Source organism: Alteromonas sp. 1_MG-2023 (assembly GCF_030547075.1).
Lineage (GTDB): Bacteria > Pseudomonadota > Gammaproteobacteria > Enterobacterales > Alteromonadaceae > Alteromonas.
Map to the genome: position 1 here is coordinate 125,771 of NZ_JAUOQH010000004.1, position 17,823 is coordinate 143,593.

Annotated in this window: 12 protein-coding genes; 9 read left to right on the forward strand and 3 right to left on the reverse strand. The window is 44.8% G+C overall.

Annotated elements, in window-relative coordinates; genetic code table 11:
• Positions 1-192: 192 nt before the first annotated feature.
• Both Q4561_RS05695 and Q4561_RS05700 read left to right on the forward strand, forming a co-directional pair.
• Positions 193-2,772 (forward strand): hybrid sensor histidine kinase/response regulator, encoded by a 2,580-nt coding sequence (locus Q4561_RS05695; RefSeq protein ID WP_303458252.1) that lies wholly within the window; start codon positions 193-195, stop codon positions 2,770-2,772.
• A gap of 291 nt (positions 2,773-3,063) precedes the next feature.
• The gene (locus Q4561_RS05700; RefSeq protein ID WP_303458254.1) at positions 3,064-5,169 is read left to right on the forward strand and encodes a TonB-dependent siderophore receptor; all 2,106 of its coding nucleotides are present in this window, start codon (positions 3,064-3,066) and stop codon (positions 5,167-5,169) included.
• Positions 5,170-5,310: 141 nt separating this feature from the next.
• Here Q4561_RS05700 and Q4561_RS05705 read toward each other — a convergent pair whose 3' ends face one another.
• A complete protein-coding gene (locus Q4561_RS05705) occupies positions 5,311-6,192 on the reverse strand; it encodes a LysR family transcriptional regulator (protein WP_303458255.1) in 882 nt (293 codons plus the stop codon).
• Between the two features lie 151 nt (positions 6,193-6,343).
• Between Q4561_RS05705 and Q4561_RS05710 the strand changes: the two genes are divergently transcribed.
• The 5 genes from Q4561_RS05710 to Q4561_RS05730 all read left to right on the forward strand — a co-directional run bounded on the left by Q4561_RS05710 (position 6,344) and on the right by Q4561_RS05730 (position 14,085).
• Entirely contained in the window at positions 6,344-7,843 is a 1,500-nt protein-coding gene (locus Q4561_RS05710; protein ID WP_303458257.1) for a CoA-acylating methylmalonate-semialdehyde dehydrogenase, read from the forward strand.
• A 36-nt stretch (positions 7,844-7,879) separates the two neighbouring features.
• Positions 7,880-8,758 carry a 3-hydroxyisobutyrate dehydrogenase gene (gene mmsB / locus Q4561_RS05715; protein WP_368411522.1) on the forward strand — a complete coding sequence of 293 codons (879 nt, stop codon included), beginning with the start codon at positions 7,880-7,882 and terminating at the stop codon, positions 8,756-8,758.
• A 339-nt stretch (positions 8,759-9,097) separates the two neighbouring features.
• Positions 9,098-10,162: an HlyD family secretion protein gene (locus Q4561_RS05720; protein ID WP_303458259.1), complete on the forward strand. Its 1,065-nt coding sequence runs from the start codon at positions 9,098-9,100 to the stop codon at positions 10,160-10,162.
• Positions 10,159-12,960: a ribosome-associated ATPase/putative transporter RbbA gene (gene rbbA, locus Q4561_RS05725; RefSeq protein ID WP_303458260.1), complete on the forward strand. Its 2,802-nt coding sequence runs from the start codon at positions 10,159-10,161 to the stop codon at positions 12,958-12,960. The genes Q4561_RS05720 and rbbA overlap by 4 nt, the downstream gene beginning before the upstream one ends.
• A gap of 3 nt (positions 12,961-12,963) precedes the next feature.
• A complete protein-coding gene (locus Q4561_RS05730; RefSeq protein ID WP_303458261.1) occupies positions 12,964-14,085 on the forward strand; it encodes an ABC transporter permease in 1,122 nt (373 codons plus the stop codon).
• A 53-nt stretch (positions 14,086-14,138) separates the two neighbouring features.
• Here the strand turns inward: Q4561_RS05730 and Q4561_RS05735 are convergent, their stop codons facing one another.
• Positions 14,139-15,359 carry an acyl-CoA dehydrogenase family protein gene (locus Q4561_RS05735; RefSeq protein WP_303458262.1) on the reverse strand — a complete coding sequence of 407 codons (1,221 nt, stop codon included), beginning with the start codon at positions 15,357-15,359 and terminating at the stop codon, positions 14,139-14,141.
• A gap of 212 nt (positions 15,360-15,571) precedes the next feature.
• Here Q4561_RS05735 and Q4561_RS05740 point away from each other — a divergent pair, with 212 nt between their 5' ends.
• Entirely contained in the window at positions 15,572-16,477 is a 906-nt protein-coding gene (locus Q4561_RS05740; protein WP_303458263.1) for a LysR family transcriptional regulator, read from the forward strand.
• Positions 16,478-16,582: 105 nt separating this feature from the next.
• A complete protein-coding gene (locus Q4561_RS05745) occupies positions 16,583-17,344 on the forward strand; it encodes an MBL fold metallo-hydrolase (RefSeq protein ID WP_303458265.1) in 762 nt (253 codons plus the stop codon).
• Positions 17,345-17,454: 110 nt separating this feature from the next.
• On the opposite strand, the gene Q4561_RS05750 is transcribed toward Q4561_RS05745, so the two are convergent.
• Positions 17,455-17,799, reverse strand: coding sequence for a carboxymuconolactone decarboxylase family protein (locus Q4561_RS05750; protein WP_013786104.1), 345 nt, complete (start codon positions 17,797-17,799; stop codon positions 17,455-17,457).
• Between the last annotated feature and the right edge of the window lie 24 nt (positions 17,800-17,823).

Consider the following 17,823-nt stretch of genomic DNA (forward strand, 5'->3'; position numbering starts at 1 on the left):
CGCACGTTATCGAATAGCGCTTATCTTTAAAGGCGCTAATGATTTGCTTGCGGCTCTGCAAATACATTAGCCAATAAGCCCGCAAATAAATCTAAAACATCACAGATACGGGTAGTTAGCCACTTAGGTGTTATACTTTAGTTTAATAAAATTAAATCGTATAGCCGTTGCAGCAACCCGAAAGGATGCATTGTGGTCAATAAAGTATCGAAGTCAGAATTGTTCATTTCTATATTCTGTGTGTTTTTCATTTGTATTGTGGCGGTGCTGGCTAACATTTTATGGATAGAAACTAAACGGTTCAGTAACGACGCTATTAGCCAACAATTCGACGTACTGCATCAAAATTTTCAAAGCCAAATAAACCACGTTATATTGGATGCGCGCTCTATTGCCATTCAAGAAAGTAAAAGTACTATTATTAATGATGCGCTAGTTGATGATAATGCGAAGCGGTACCTTACTGAACATTGGTCAGCACTTTTCGAAGCCTACCCCAGCTTGCAGCAAATTCGTTATATTGCACTTGATGGGAATGAGCGTTTACGTGCTGAAAAAGCATCAAACAGCCTAATCTGGCGAGATACTCAAGACCTGCAAAACAAAGCTGATCGGTACTACTTTATTGAAGCTATTGAATCATCAAAAGACTATTACATCTCGCCTTTAGATTTAAATAAAGAGCAGGGGGTAATAGAACTCCCTTACCGGCCTACTATCAGAAGTGTTGCTAAATACCGAATTGATGGCGAAATTTCAGGCCTAATTGTGTTGAACTTCGATTTGCGTGAAGTGTTTTCACGCTTGAAAGAGTTGCAAGCCAATAGTGCGCACTGGTTAATTAACCCAGACGGTTTTTTCCTCGCATCGCCTAACGACACGGCGTGGGGCTGGTTACTCGATAAACCTAAAAACCAAGTAAGCATGCAATTTCCAGGTTTTGAGAAACGCTTTAATGGCAGCGAAGATGAGATACTGGATAAAAATTTTACCAGCCAATTTAAGCACGGCATTATTCCTATTGGCAAAAGGAATACAGAAGACACAGACATTGAAGATGCGTATTACTGGCTAGTAATGAAAAAGCCTGCCGATACTGTGGCTTATATTCAGCGCACTAAGCACTTCATTGTGCTTGGTTTTATTATTGCCACGTTATTTTTAATCGGCCTTGCCTTTCTGCTAATACGGCTACTTAGGCAGTTAAATTTAGAAAAAGAACTCGCAATTAAGGCGAAGAACAAAGCCACAGATGCAGAAAAAGCCAAGGCTGACTTTCTAGCCAGAATGTCTCACGAAATTCGAACCCCAATGAATGGAGTATACGGCTTGCTGCAAATTACCCAGGGCGAGCGTAATTACAAAAAAATTAATGACAACATAGAGCAAGCTATCACCAGTTTTTCTCTACTAAGCCGCATTATCGACGACGTTCTCGATTTTTCTAAGATAGAAGCCGGTAAGCTTGATATGGTCGAAGCTCCGTTCCGCTTAGATAGCCTGCTTAACCAAATTGGTAAAATGATGGGCCGAGCAGCCTATGGTAAACATATCGAACTATGGATTGATGTCGACCCAGAGTGCCCTAAGCATGTAGTGGGGGACTCGGTCAGGCTAAATCAAATTATCAGCAATTTAATTAGTAATGCCATCAAATTTACCACTCGCGGTGAAGTGAATTTACGCGTGGAACTTTTAACGGAAGATGATGATTCGGTGCAGCTAGGATTTGAAGTGCAAGATACCGGTATTGGCATGACTGAAGAGCAGGCCAACCAGGTATTTGGGGCATTCACCCAAGCAACTCGAGATACCAATACTAAATTCGGTGGAACGGGGCTAGGGCTTAGTATTGCAAAGCAGCTTGTTGAAATGATGAATGGAAAGATAGGTGTTGTTAGCCAGAAAGGTAAAGGCAGCAAATTCCATTTTAATGTTACCTTGAAAAAAGCCACTGAGGGGCAAGCAGACAGTTTGGGTGAACAGGATATTGTGTCGTATCAAGCCATCATCCTCACGCAAAATGTGAATGTGGAATTAGGTATTCAGCGCCAGTGTTCTGTGCTGGGATGGCCTTCTTATGTGGCAAAAAGTATTGAAGAACTATCGTCTCATAAATCAGCGAGTAGCCTACCAAGAATTATCCTTATTGATGAAGCTACCTTAGAGACTATTCATGCTGATGCACTTGCAAACTGGCAACGTGAGCAGAACGAAATAACGCATTTAGTTATTGTTTCACATAATACGGAAGGGGTTGATAACAAGATTCCAGTATTGTTCGATGATATTTTGTCTAAGCCATTCACGCCGTCAACCTTGTACGATACGGTTATTTCATGCAAACAATCAGCGAATGATCTTGCCGAAAAACCTGTGATTGAAGACGAAGACAAGCTTTTGGCTAAAACGCTTATTTTAGTAGTAGAAGATAACCCCATTAACCAACAAGTTGCAGGTGCTATGCTTAAAAGTGCTGGCGCTGTGGTTAAGTTTGCTGAAAACGGGCAAGAGTGTTTAGACCTATTACAAAGCGGCTTTAAGCCACACTTAATATTGATGGACATGCAAATGCCTATTATGGGCGGAGTGGAAGCTGCAGAGCATATTCGTGAAAATGAGGCATGGGACAACATACCTATTTTAGCCATGACGGCTAACGCCATGGAAGCTGACAAAAAGCGTTGCATAGATGCAGGAATGCAAGGGCATATTGTAAAACCTGTGGTGAAACAAGACCTAATTACTACCGTCAAATCACGCCTTAATTAAGCAATACCATGTAAAACATGTAGGGGTAAATTTACCCCTACGCCTTTCAAATAAAGCTTCACTTTTTCATCCTCTTATCTATTTATTTCGAAACGAGCCAGTCAGCCAACCCGCAGATAGCGCTTAGCACTTAATCCATAGCGCGTTATACAAACGCCTGATACATGCGATAGCAGCCGCTGATTTGTTACAATGGTGTGAATGATAACAATTATCATTTACCATCCATGTTGATGTACGTATAATCGCTCTACAAATAAAAAATAAATCAAAACCACTGTAGAGAACACAATGAAGCTGACCACACTTTTTGCGCTAACACCTATCGCGCTCGCCTTTTCAATTAACGCTCAAGAAGCTCAACCTGAAACACTTAACAATGATGCAAACATTGACGAAGCAAAGGTTGAGAAAATCCATATTGTGGGTGTACGTCAAAACCGCGTAAGTCGAGGAGCTACGGGCTTATCAATGGAGTTAAGCGAGACACCTCAGTCTATTAGCCTTATCTCAGAAGAGCTCATGCAAGCGTTTGGTGCCTACAATGTTAACGATGCACTGAAACTCGCTCCGGGTATTAACGTAGAAGAGTGGGAAACTAACCGTACCAACTACACAGCCCGTGGTTTTGAAATTAAAAATACCCAAATTGATGGTGTAGGCTTGCCCAATGATTGGGGTATTGTAACCGGTGCACTTGAAGCGTACGGTTACGAAAAAATTGAAGTTATTCGTGGCGCCAACGGTTTGCTAACAGGCGTAGGTAATGCATCAGGTACACTAAACTATGTGCGTAAGCGCCCCACTAACGAAGAGGGGGGTGAAATTACGGTTAGTGCTGGCTCCTTCGACTTTAAACGTTTGCAGGCGGATTACTCGACTTTGATAACCGAAGATGGCCGCTGGGCAGCCCGTGTTGTAGCAGCCATAGAAGATAAAGAATCTTACCTAGATGGCTTAGAGAACGATCGCACCTTTTTGTATGGTGTGGTAGATGGGCAACTTTCCGACAATGCAACGGTAACCTTTGGTTACTCTTATCAAGACGCCAATACCGACGGTAACACGTGGGGCGGGTTAGTATTTAACTACAGCGATGGAACCCAAGCCGAGTGGGATGTTAGCGATACCACTACCCAAGAATGGACCATGTGGGACACAATAAACACCAATGCCTTCGTTGAATTCGATTATATTTTCGATAACGACTGGCAAGTGAAAGTGAGCTACAACTACCGCGGCTATGAAGAACAAGATAAATTGTTTTATGCCTACGGCACTATTGATAAAGACACTGGCTTAGGTTTGGTTGGTTGGCCCGGTCGTTACGATTCAGACATAGACTCAAATCTGCTTGAAGCCCGTACTTTTGGTACTTTCGAGCTATTTGGTCGTGAACATGAAGTTAACTTTGGTATTAGCCATGCGTCAAGTTCAGACACCATGTATCAATATGGGTTTGACTACGCAAATACCCCCGCCTACGGTGCTACACCAGCGTTTCCATATGCCCTCGATGCTATTGCAGAGCCAGACTGGTTTGACGCGGTACTTTATTCTGATATCGAACAAGATCTTACCCGTTACTTTGGCTCTGCTAAAGTAAACGTAACGGATGAGTTGTTTGTTATAGCAGGCTTTAACGCGATTGATTTTGAGCGCAGTGGCAACAACGCAGGCACTGCTATCGATAACGAAGAAAGTGAAGCTAGCCCTTATATCGGAGCGACCTATGCGGTAACTGAAAACATCAATACTTATGTAAGCTATTCAGATGTGTACCAGCCGCAAGAACAATATGACTTATCTGGCCAATACTTAGCACCCACTAAAGGTAAAAACTTTGAAGCTGGCGTTAAAGCTCAGTGGCTAGATGATGCCTTAATGACCACATTTGCTTATTTCACTGCTGAGCAAGACAATTTAGCCTCTTTTGCCGGCATTAACCCCGAAAATGGTCAGTACTACTACGAAGGTGTATCGGTAGAGTCTGAAGGATTTGAAATTGAAGTGGTAGGTCAAATTACCGATGCCCTTACTGTGCAAGGGTCTTATACCGCTATCGATGTTGAAGATGAAGCCGGTGCAGATGTTAACTTGTGGGCACCTCGTGATGTGGTTACCTTCCAGTTAGGCTATGAAATGCCAGCGTTGCCAGCTTTAACGGTTGGATTAGGCGGCAGGTGGCAATCTGAAATCAGCAATACAGATTATAACGTAGAGCAGGGCAGTTACTTCTTAGCTAACGCCTATGCTACCTATGCGGTAACGAGTGACCTTACCCTTCGTGCAAACATAAACAATATCTTTGATGAAAAGTACATTAACAGCCTGCATACCATTGGTTTTTATGGCGCGCCAGTGAACGGCACGGTAAGCCTTACTTATGCGTTCTAAAGTTTGCATGAGGCTCTAACTTAGCAAGACATTTTAACTTAGTAAGGCAACAACACTTTAAGATTCTTAGTTAGACAAAAAATTGAAAGCGCCTTCGGGCGCTTTTTTGTGGGTATTTCAACGCAGCCTTACTATAGCAAGCTAGAATAAGTCTGCGTGTTCTTGAACTGTGCTGTTTAACCATTCTAAAAATACATTTACCCTGGCTAAATGCCTAACGTCGCGGTGAGTGGCTAGCCAGAAAGTGCGGGTGATATCAATTTTATCTTGCAAGATAGGGCGCAATTCACTGGCATTTTTGGCAATGAATTGAGGCAATATACCCACCCCAGCTTTACTTTTAAGCATCTGGAACTGAGCATTTATACTGGTGCTCTTGAGTGTGTGAAGAGGGGAGAGCAGTGATTCTTCAATAAAGTTTAGTTGCGGCGCGTAAATCAAGTCAGGCACATAGCTTACTAAGTTATAAGGGCTTAACTGTTCAATAGAGGTAGGAGCGCCATGTTTACTAATGAGTGCTTCATGCATATATAAATTAAGTCGATAGTCGGTTAATCGCTTGGTATACAGTAAGCCCTTGGTGGGTTTTTCAAGCAAAATGGCAATATCAGCTTCCCGTTTATTAATATTCAAAAAACCACTGTTTGCCACTAACTCAATACTTATTGCGGGGTACATTTGCTTAAAGGCGGCTAAGGCTGGTGCAAGTATCCACGAACCGAACCCTTCGGAAGCACTTACCCGTATGGTGCCAGACAGCTCTTGACGCACATCGGTTAAATCGTGCTTAGCTTCTAAAATATGCCGTTCTGCGTGTTCAATGTAGTTGACTAACCGCTTACCGTGCTCGGTAAGCAAATAGCCTTTATTACTCAGTTCAAATAAATTGCAATTTAATGCAGACTCCAGCCTTTTTACTCGACGTATAAGTGTAGTGGCATCTACGCCTAAGCTTTTGGCAGCAATGCTAATTCTTCCGTTTCTAGCTAACCCTAAGAACAGTCTTAAATCATCCCAGTTCACAACGCCACCTTTTAATATGGCTGCAAAAATGCAGCATCTTGCTGTAACTATATTGTCTTGCAGTTTTTAACGCAAGGTTTCAAAATTGTTAATAATCTGGTTATTAGCAATGTCAGCAATTTAGCCACAACAAATAAGTAAGAGGTAAGTAATGAGAACCGTAGCGCATTTTATTAATGGAAAAGATTTTACAGTCGAAGGCGAACGCCAAGCCGATATCTTCGCGCCAAATACTGGTGAAGTGCAAGCGCATGTGGCGCTAGCCTCAGTAGACACCATACACTACGCCATCGATGTGGCTTTAAAGGCTCAGCGCGAGTGGGCCGCCACTAACCCACAACGCCGTGCCCGTGTAATGTTCGAATTCAAGCGCTTAGTAGAGCAAAACAAAGATAGGCTTGCTAAGTTGTTATCAAGCGAACACGGTAAAGTGTTTTCTGATGCGCAAGGGGATATTCAGCGTGGATTAGAAGTTATAGAGTTTGCTTGCGGTATTCCTCACGTACAAAAGGGAGAGTATACAGACAGTGCAGGGCCTGGTATTGATGTGTACTCCATGCGTCAGCCATTAGGTGTAGTAACAGGTATTACCCCGTTTAACTTTCCCGCAATGATACCTATGTGGATGTTTGGTGTTGCCATTGCGTGTGGAAATGCCTTTATTTTAAAGCCTTCTGAACGCGATCCTTCTGTACCCGTTGAACTGGCTAAATTAATGTTAGAAGCTGGGCTTCCTGCTGGTGTGCTTAACGTTGTGCATGGCGACAAAGTGGCGGTAGATGCACTGCTTGATAATCAAGATGTAAAAGCTGCGAGCTTTGTGGGTTCTTCCGATATTGCCAATTACGTTTACGAACGTGGTGCTCGGGCTGGAAAACGTATTCAAGCCATGGGCGGTGCTAAAAACCACGGTATTGTGATGCCGGATGCAGACTTAGATCAGGTAGTATCAGATTTAGTGGGGGCCGCTTATGGTTCAGCCGGTGAACGTTGCATGGCATTACCTGTGGTGGTTCCGGTTGGCGAAGGCACGGCAGAAAAGCTAATTGAAAAACTGCTTCCTGCTATTAAAGCCATTAAAGTGAGCGCATCTGATGATCCTAGTGCTCACTATGGGCCAGTAGTGACTGCTGCACATAAAAGCCGAGTGGAAGAGTATATCGAACTGGCTATTACTGAAGGTGCAGACTTGGTTTACGACGGTCGCACCACACAAATTCCTAAAGATACCAATGGCTATTTCATTGGTCCTACGTTGTTCGACAATGTCACTGCCGATATGCGTTCGTACCAAGAAGAAATTTTTGGCCCTGTACTTCAAATTGTTCGCGCCGCCGACTTTAACCAAGCGGTGTCACTAGCAAGTGATCACCAATTCGGAAATGGGGTGGCTATTTACACCCGAAACGGCCATGCCGCTAGAGAGTTTGCACAACGCGTAAACGTGGGCATGGTAGGCATTAACGTGCCAATCCCAGTGCCGGTGGCCTACCATACATTCGGCGGTTGGAAGCGTTCTGCATTTGGCGATACCAATCAGCACGGCATGGAAGGCGTTAAGTTTTGGACCAAAGTGAAAACCGTTACTCAGCGCTGGCCTGATGGGTCTGATACGAATGACAATGCCTTTGTTATTCCTACTATGGCGTAAGCCGTTGCTTACCTTGCAAATGTGGAGTCAATGATGATTAAAAATATAGCGTTTATTGGACTAGGTAATATGGGTTCTGGCATGGCCAAGAACTTAGTGAAAAACGGCTTTAGTGTATTGGCATTTGATTTAAGTAACGAAGCCATGGCTGTCGCTAAAACCAATGGCTGTGAGTTAGCAGAATCAGCCGAGCAAGCGGTAAAAAACTGCGATGCAGTGGTCACTATGTTACCTGCAGGAAAGCATGTTAAAAGTATTTACGAAGACACTATTTTACCCAACGTGAACGAGAGCACTTTGCTATTAGATTGTTCAACGATTGATGTCGCTACCGCTAAACTCGTGGGTGAAATGGCCCAAGCGAAATGCCTGCTAATGGTTGATGCGCCCGTATCTGGTGGCACAAAAGCGGCGGGTGACGGCACACTTACCTTTATGGTTGGGGGTGAAAAAGCAGCCTTTGAACAAGCTGAAAAAGTACTGTCGGCTATGGGTAAGAAAATTATTCATGCGGGTGACTGTGGCGCTGGGCAATCGGCTAAAATTTGCAACAATATGCTGCTTGGCGCCAGTATGATTGCTACGTGTGAAGCCTTTCAACTAGCTGAAAAATTAGCCTTAGATCCGCAAGTGTTTTTCGATATTGCGTCGAATGCGTCGGGGCAAACATGGTCGATGACCAGCTACTGCCCAGTAAAAGGCGTAGGGCCAGCCAGCCCTGCTGATAATGATTTTGCGGGTGGTTTTGCTGCAGCGTTAATGTTGAAAGATTTAACCTTGGCCATGCAGGGCGCTGAATCGGTTGGGGCGAATGTTCCTATGGGTGAAAGAGCCGCTGAGCTGTATCGTGAGTATTGTGAAAAAGCACAAGAAAATGGTGGGCTGGATTTTTCTTCTATCATTAAAACACTGTGACAGCTTAGTTTTGTAAGTTAGCGCTATATTGAGTGTTTAAACCTAGCTTTTAAAATCAGCATGTTAAGCTAGCTTTCAGGCTAGTACTTCAAGCTGGTATGTTAATTCTGCACGTAAAATGAGTGCCGCTTCTTGCTATAGGGCGGCACCTTTTTGTTTAGTATGCATCTTCATTCACTCCTCCCTGAAAACCTTCGTAATTATTGATTTAGAACAATAGGTTTTTACGCGCCTTTTTATAAACTAAAAATGGTAGCACTAGCTGTCGCTGTGGCAGTTTCAGCAACTTTGTCACCACTCCCTCCAGTAAATATTGGTTATTTTTAAGGAAGCATTGCCGTGAAGACAGTGAAGAAGACCCCTTTTGTTTTGGTTTTTTTATTAATTCTATTACTGGTACTTGGCTATCGAGCCTTCTTCAGTGGCACTGAACTTGACGATGTTGTGTCGAGCAATGGCCGAATTGAAGCGATTGAAATTGGGATCGCCGCCAAGGTCGCCGGCCGAGTAGAAACTATTCTTGTGGATGAAGGCGAACAGGTGGATGAAGGCATGTTAGTTGCCAAGCTAGATACCACAACAATCAAAGGTCAGCTTCGCCAAGCTAATGCTCAGCGCGTGCAAGCGCAAAGTGCAGTAGCGGCAGCGAATATGGCGATTGCGCAGAGAGAAAGTGAAAAAGTAGCGCTAGAGGCAGCGTTGTTGCAAACCGAAGCAGAGTTAAAAGCAGCGGAAGCTCACGCTAGACGTACCAATGAGCTCTCTAAAACCGGCGCCGTGTCGAAGCAATTGGCGGAAGACAATTTAACCACGGTAGAAAGTGCGAAAGCGGCCGTGAATGCCGCGTCGGCCAGACTTGCTGCGGCAGACGCGACCATAGAAGCATCAAAGTCGCAGTATTCCTCAGCCAAAGCAGCGGTAACAGCTAGTGACGCCACTATTGCGCAAATAGAATCTGAAATAGACGATATGTTATTAAAAGCCCCGCGCAACGGGCGTATTCAATACCGTGTTGTGCAACCTGGTGAAGTGGTTGCTGCAGGTGGCCGAGTGCTAAGTCTTGTAGATTTAACCAATGTTTATATGACGTTTTATTTGCCAGCGACTCAAGTAGGGCGACTTTCTATTGGCTCTGAAGCGCGCATTGTTTTAGATGCTGCATCGGATATTTCTATTCCTGCCAGTATTTCTTACGTGGCAGATGTCGCGCAATTTACCCCTCGCTCAGTTGAAACGCAAAGCGAGCGAGAAAAGCTGATGTTCAGAGTAAAAGCGCAAATACCAAAAGACTTGCTTCAAAAACATATCGAGAAAGTAAAAACAGGCCTGCCTGGCGTAGTATGGGTGAAGCTTGATGATAGCGCAGCGTGGCCAAGTGAAGTGCCTGAATTGGTCGCGCTATGAAAGACGTCATTACCTGCGAAGGTCTGACGGTTCACTACAAATCAACTACCGCCATCGCTAATATTTCACTTCGAATTCCACGCGGTGCAACGGTAGGTTTTATTGGGCCTGATGGCGTAGGAAAATCTACCTTACTATCGCTAATTGCTGGTGAGCGGGCTTTGCAGCAAGGCTCACTTAATGTACTTGACGGAGACATGCGAGAGCGGGCCCACCGAAAAGCCATTTGCGCTGATATAGCTTACATGCCACAAGGCTTGGGTAAAAATTTATATCCCACCTTGTCGGTGGAAGAAAACTTACAGTTTTTCGCCAAGCTATTTGGGCATGGGCGCGCCGAACGCCGCAAACGTATCGATAATTTAACCAAGCGTACTGGGTTGTTTCCTTTTTTATCTCGCCCTGCGGGCAAGTTATCTGGCGGCATGAAGCAAAAATTAGGCTTATGCTGCGCCCTTATTCACGACCCTAAGTTACTGATTTTAGATGAGCCTACAACAGGCGTAGATCCGTTAGCGCGCAGTCAGTTTTGGCGCCTAATCGCCGATATTCGAAAAGGTGGCGCTGGTAAAGCGCAATCGGACTTAACCGTGCTGGTTGCTACTGCGTATATGGATGAAGCGCAGCAATTTGAACACCTTATTGCCATGAATGATGGCAAGGTACTCGCTACGGGTACGCCGCAAGAGCTGCTAGCGAAAACCCAAACCGATAATCTAGAATCGGCATTTATTGCATTATTGCCCGAATCGATAAGACGCAAACACCTGCCCGTTGTTATTACTCCCATAGATGACAGTGCTCACGCGCCTATTGCCATAGAGGCGAAAAACCTCACCATGAAGTTTGGTGATTTTACTGCGGTAGATAACGTGAGTTTTTCTATTCAAAAAGGCGAGATATTTGGTTTTCTGGGGTCGAACGGCTGCGGTAAATCTACCACCATGAAAATGCTAACCGGGTTATTGCCACAAACGTCTGGCGAAGCATGGATGTTAGGCAGTGTGTTAGATCCGAACGACATTGCCACGCGATACCGCGTGGGCTATATGTCACAAAGCTTTTCCTTGTATACCGAGCTTACCGTTGAGCAAAATTTGGTATTACACGCGCGGCTATTTACCCAGGGCAATACGCAAGATAGCAAGCAGCGAGAGGCGCGCGTGCAAGAGATGCTTGAGCGTTTTTCATTAAGTCATCACAAAGATGCGTTGCCCGCATCGCTACCGTTAGGGTTGCGTCAACGGTTGTCGTTGGCAGTGGCCATGGTACACAAACCTGAAGTACTGATTCTAGATGAACCCACATCCGGGGTTGATCCTATCGCAAGGGATAACTTCTGGCGCTTGCTGATTAGCTTAGCCAGGGAAGATGGAGTGACTATCTTTATTTCCACGCACTTTATGAACGAAGCGGCAAGGTGCGATCGCATTTCGCTTATGCACGCAGGCAAGGTGCTAGTAACCGATTCGCCGGCGGCCATTGTGGCCCACAAACAAGCTTCTACATTAGAAGAAGCGTTTATCGCCTACTTAGAAGCCGCGCAGCCAAGTAAAGACATTACTCAAAGTGAAAAGGCTCAAAGTGGGGAGGCCGAGGGCAAGAAAGAAAGCTTGCCGAGCCCAAGAGTATATTCGAACTCGAGTCGCTCAGAAGCAAAAACTGACCGCTACAAGCAGTCGCTACAACGTTTAATGAGTTATGCGACCCGTGAAACGCTGGAGTTAATGCGCGATCCTATTCGCTTAACCATGGCATTCTTGGGTTCTATCGTGCTAATGGTGGTGATTGGTTATGGTATCACCATGGATGTTGAAGACTTACAGTACGCGGTCTTCGACCGTGATAAGTCGGCCATTAGTGAGCAATACACCAATAGCCTTGCGGGTTCGCGGTATTTCATTACTCAGCCTGATATCACGAGCTATGAAGATATGGACAGGCGCATGAAAAGTGGTGAGTTGTCACTTGCCATCGAAATACCACCTGATTTTGGTCAAAAGCTACATAAAGGTGAAGAAGTAGAAATTGGCGCATGGATAGATGGCTCGATGCCCTCTAGAGCCGAAACCATTGAAGGTTATGTTGAAGGCATTCACTTAACCTGGTTGTTAGAACAAGCTTCTCTGATGAGCACGACCACTTCTACCTCGCTTGTCGATGTGCAGTCTCGCTATTTGTATAACCCCGATATTAAAAGCCTAGTGGCCATTGTACCTGCGGTTATTCCAATGTTATTGCTGATGATACCGGCGTTGCTTACTTCATTAGCCGTGGTGCGAGAAAAAGAGCTCGGCTCAATCATTAATTTGTATGTAACCCCGGTATCAAAATTGGAGTTCTTGGTAGGTAAACAACTGCCTTACATTATGACTTCTTTTGTCAGCTTTATCTTACTGGTACTCGTGGCGGTATATTTTTTCAATATACCCCTTAAAGGTGATGTGTTCGCGTTTTCCATTATCGCATTATTGTTTGTGAGCTTTTCCACCAGTTTTGGTTTGCTGGCATCTGTTTTTACTAATAGCCAAATTGCCGCCATTCTACTTACCACCATTGGCACCATGGTGCCCTCGGTTCAATTTGCAGGCATGATCACGCCGGTTTCAGCACTAGAGGGCGCAGGTAAAATCATTGGCGAAGTGCACCCCATAAGTTACTTCTTATTGGCCAGTCGGGGCATTTTTAGTAAAGGGCTGAGCTTTGGTTCATTAGATTTCGCGGTTTTCGTCATAGTGATTAGCATTCCCATTACCCTTTGGTTGTCAGTGGTGCTACTTAAGAAGCAGGAGCGCTAAGTCATGAAACTTAATAATGTATTGCACCTTAGTGTAAAAGAGTTGTGGAGCTTACTACGCGACCCTGTGATGTTGGTGCTTATTTTTTATGTATTCACCTTAAACATTTATACCGCGGCCACAGCGGTACCTGAGTCTTTGCATAATGCGCCAATTGCATTTGTAGATCACGACCGTTCACAGCTTTCTTATCGGGTAATAGACGGCTTTGTGCCTCCCTATTTCTTAACTCCCGACATTATTACAGAACAAGAGGTGAACCCCAGCTTAGATACAGGCAAGTACACCTTTGTCGTGACCATACCCCCTGAATTTGAAAAGGATGTAATGAAAGGGTCGGTACCTGATGTGCAAGTTAACGTGGATGCTACCCGAATTAGCCAGGCGTTTACTGGCAATGGTTATATTACTGAAATTATCGGCGAGGAAGTGGCTGCCTATGTGGCTGGGTATAAGTCAGAAACCAGCTACACAGTAGACTTAATTATGCGAGCGCGGTTTAACCCAGGCTTAGAAAGTTTCTGGTTTGGCTCTGTGATGGAGCTTATTAATGCGGTGACTATGATTGCCATTATTTTATCTGGGGCGGCGCTTATTCGAGAAAAAGAGCGGGGCACGGTAGAGCACTTATTGGCAATGCCCGTATCAAGCAGTGAAATTATGCTATCGAAAATAGCGGCCACGTTGCTGGTGGTTTGGTTGGCTACACTCATGTCGGTGTATGTTGTCATTCAATATGTTTTAGGCGTTCCGATTAATGGCGATGTGTGGTTATTTATGGTGGCGGTAGCTATTCACCTGTTTGCGGTGAGTAGTTTAGGTATATTCATGGCCACCATTGCGCGGTCTATGCCCCAGTTCGGATTATTGCTTATTTTAGTGTTACTGCCTCTTCAGCTGCTTTCTGGTGGTGTAACAGCAAGAGAAAGTATGCCTGACTTAATCCAAAATATTATGCTTATTGCGCCTAATACTCACTTTGTTATGGCATCACAAGGTGTGCTGTACAGAGGAGCTGGGCTAAGTGTGGTGTACCCTCAACTTATTGCGTTAACTGTTATTGGGGGGGTATTTTATTATATTGCTCTGCGCCGCTTCAAAAGCACCGTGGGTAGCATGGCGTAATCAGTTTAAGTTAGGTCACGCTAAAGTGATTACTATAGCGTGACCAACAGCGCTTACTGATATTTTCTAAGCTCTATGCGAGACACCATGCCTTTGTGTACTTCATCAGGGCCATCGGCCAATCGAAGTGCCCGAGCGCCTGCAGCAAATCGCGCTAATGGGAAGTCACTGCACATGCCGGCACCACCGTGGATTTGAAGTGCCATATCTACTACCGATTGCAGCATATTAGGTACCACCACTTTTATAGCAGATATTTCTGTCATGGCGTGTTTTACCCCAAGGTTGTCTATCTTCCATGCGGCATGAAGGGTTAGCAATCTTGCTTGTTCTATGGCCATACGGGCTTCAGCAACACGCTCTAAATTTCCGCCTAAACGAATAATAGGCTTACCAAAAGCGACCCGTTCGTGACCACGTTTAAGGGCAAGTTCAAGTGACTTTTCAGCCATGCCGATAGCTCGCATGCAGTGGTGGATACGACCTGGACCTAAGCGACCTTGAGCAATAGCAAAGCCTTTACCTAGCCCCATCACCAGATTTTCTTTGCTTACGCGCACATTATCAAAATGCATTTCACCATGGCCATAAGGTGCATCGTAATCGCCATAAGCATCAAGCATGCGGGTAACCGTAATTCCCGGTGTATCTAGCGGAACAATTACCATGCTATGGCGGCTGTGTTTATCGTTTTCAGGATTAGATAAGCCCATAAATATAGTAAACGCAGCATTAGGATGACCTAAGCCAGTAGACCACCATTTTTTACCGTTGATCACCACATCATCGCCATCTTCAATAATGGTCGCCGCCATGTTAGTAGCATCTGAAGAGGCTACATCGGGCTCAGTCATGCCAAACACAGAGCGTATTTCGCCTGCTAGCAGGGGGGTTAGCCATTTGGCTTTTTGGGCTTCGTTCCCGAAGTGATAAAGCACTTCCATATTGCCCGTATCTGGCGCATTACAATTGAAAATTTCAGGAGCAAACTGATACCTACCCATGCGTTCAGCCATAGGGGCATACTCTAGTGTGGTGAGCCCTTTACCCAGCTCAGCATCAGGTAAAAACAAATTGGCTAACCCTGCCTCGCGGGCTTTTTGTTTTAGTGCCTCGGTACCTGGGTGTAACTTCCACTTTTTCCAATCACCATGATGGTTCTCTTTGTGATGAAAATCATAAACTTCGTTTTCAATCGGCTCGATATGCTCAGCAATAAATGCATCAAGTTTTTCGAGTAGGGCGTTTGTTTTATCGTTGTGCGAAAAATCCATGACTATCCTCGGGTGTTTAACCAGCGGTTATTAGCGTAAATGCGATGGGTAATAAATTTGATAGCTATAGAGTAGTTTAGTTATTAGAATGAATGAAATGAAACTTGGTCTCGTAGTATTGTGAATTTTATTCATTATGGCGGGTGTGCCATTGAGCCTTTCTTTGTGTTGTTTTTAATTTGAAGATTGTGGGTATGAAAGGATGATTCTTTATGCATGATAATCGGCAGTTTGAAAAGTTAGACTTAAACTTGCTCAAAGTGTTTGAAGCTTTGTGGCAACAGCGCAACATGACCCATGCCGCTGAGTCACTGCATATTACCCCATCAGCCGTTAGCCATGCCATGCGACGGTTTCGCGAAATTCTTGGTGACCCACTATTTGCGCGTGAAAAAAATCACATGTTGCCTACCGCCGCCTGCGAACGTTTAGCACCTCAAATACTTGAAGCGTTGGCCAATATTCGCCGTGCATTAAGTGAATTTACTGTTTTTAATCCAGCTCACAGCCATCAGCGCTTTGTTATTGCTATGCAGGAATCTCTGGAGCTCAGTGTATTACCTGCGCTATTGGCAAAACTAGAAGTGCATGCGCCTAATGTTGAAATCGTCAGTGCGCGATTAAATCGTGACACCATGGTGGCCGATTTAAGCAATCGTAATTTACATTTGGTTGTAGATATAGGTAGGCCTATTTCAGCGCCGGTTGAACATTGCCTACTTACCCGTGATAACTACGCGGTGCTAATGAATACTAAACATCCATTGCGAGACAGCTTGAGTGCAGAAGCGTATTTAGAGGCGCGTCATATTACGGTGTCGAACCGAATAAAAGGAGCATCAGTAGAGGAAATCGCCCTACAACAATTGGGCATAAGCCGGCCTTCGCTGTGGCGGTGCCAAAACTATCGAGCCGCGGCTGAGGTAACCGCGAACACGGCTGCATTGTTAACTTTACCCGGTTCGATTGCCAATGCACTTGCAGATGACAGTTTAAGTATTGCCGCATTGCCTTTCGAGTTACCTGCATTGGAAACCCACCTGTACTGGCATCAACATCAAGAAGGTGAGCCTGGGTTAATGTGGCTTAAATCTCTCGTATTACAATTGTTCGCCTGATATTGTCGTTTTATGTAATGTTTGCTAGTATTTCTGATTCGTTGCTTATAACTGACATGCTGTATGCCAATCACAAGCAACAATTTCAATATCGCGAGTACCTTAATGAAGCTTCACACCATTTCTGGTTATATTCAGCATATCTACCTTGCAGAGCATGAGCACGGCTTACTGCTACTAGATGGGTGTAGCCGTGCAGATGTGGAAACGGTGAGCCAATTTATAACTGATACCTTGTGCCGCCCATTAAGTGATTTAAAACTGATCGTAGTGACACATATGCACCCCGATCATGCGGGTGGTGCAGTTCGACTAAAAGCGTTAACAGGTGCTCCCATTGCAGCGCACCCAAAAGCAAAGAATTGGTATACAGGATTCATGGGAAGAGCATCCCACGTTATTGATTTAGGGCTAACGTGGTGGGTGGCTAATCGCATTGGAAAGCAACGTGAAAGTATTTGGTATAACCCTGTGTTACGGGCTGATATTTTGCTTGAAGACGAGCAAAGCCTACCCCTATTCAATGAATGGAAAGTGCTTTATTCGCCTGGGCACACCGATCACGACATTAGCATTATGCACAAGCCTACCCGGCAAGCGTATGTTGCGGATTTGCTGGTGAAGGTAAAAGGTGAGTTAGTACCACCTTATCCTCTATGTCATCCAAATCAGTACCGGAAGTCGTTACAACGCATTGCTCAGTCGTCGATAGAAACGATTTTCTGCGCTCATGTGGCACCGGTACAGTTGGTTGATATTCCCTTTGACCACGTTATCGAGAATGCGCCAACCCTGCCAAAGAATCACTGGCATTCAGCCAAAAACCGAATCAATCGGAAGCTGTTTGGCAAAACCGCTCAGCATTAGTGGGTTCAGTAAAAGTGCATATTGCAAAAGTGCTAAAGCGGCCGTATGTAAAGCGCTATAGCCGCAGCCGCTTAGAGGCAAGACAGCACACTATGTTCGTATAACGTATATTACCCTTGGGTAAATTGCTCGTAGGCTAACATAGCATCGGCAGCGTACATCAGTGAGGGGCCGCCACCCATATAAATGGCCATTCCTAAAGTCTCTTCTAACTCTTCTTTCGTTACGTCTAAATCAACCAGTGCTTTTACGTGAAAGCCAATACAGCCGTCGCACCGCGTTGAAATGCCAATGGCTAATGCAATGAGCTCTTTGGTTTTTTTATCTAGCGCGCCGTCTTGAGTTGCCGCTTTCGCCATGGCCGAAAACCCTTGCATGGTGTCGGGTATGCCAGCACGAAGAGACTTCATGTTATCTGAAATGCGTTTAGTAATATCTGGGTATGACTTGCTCATTTTTTTTACCTTTTGATTATTGAA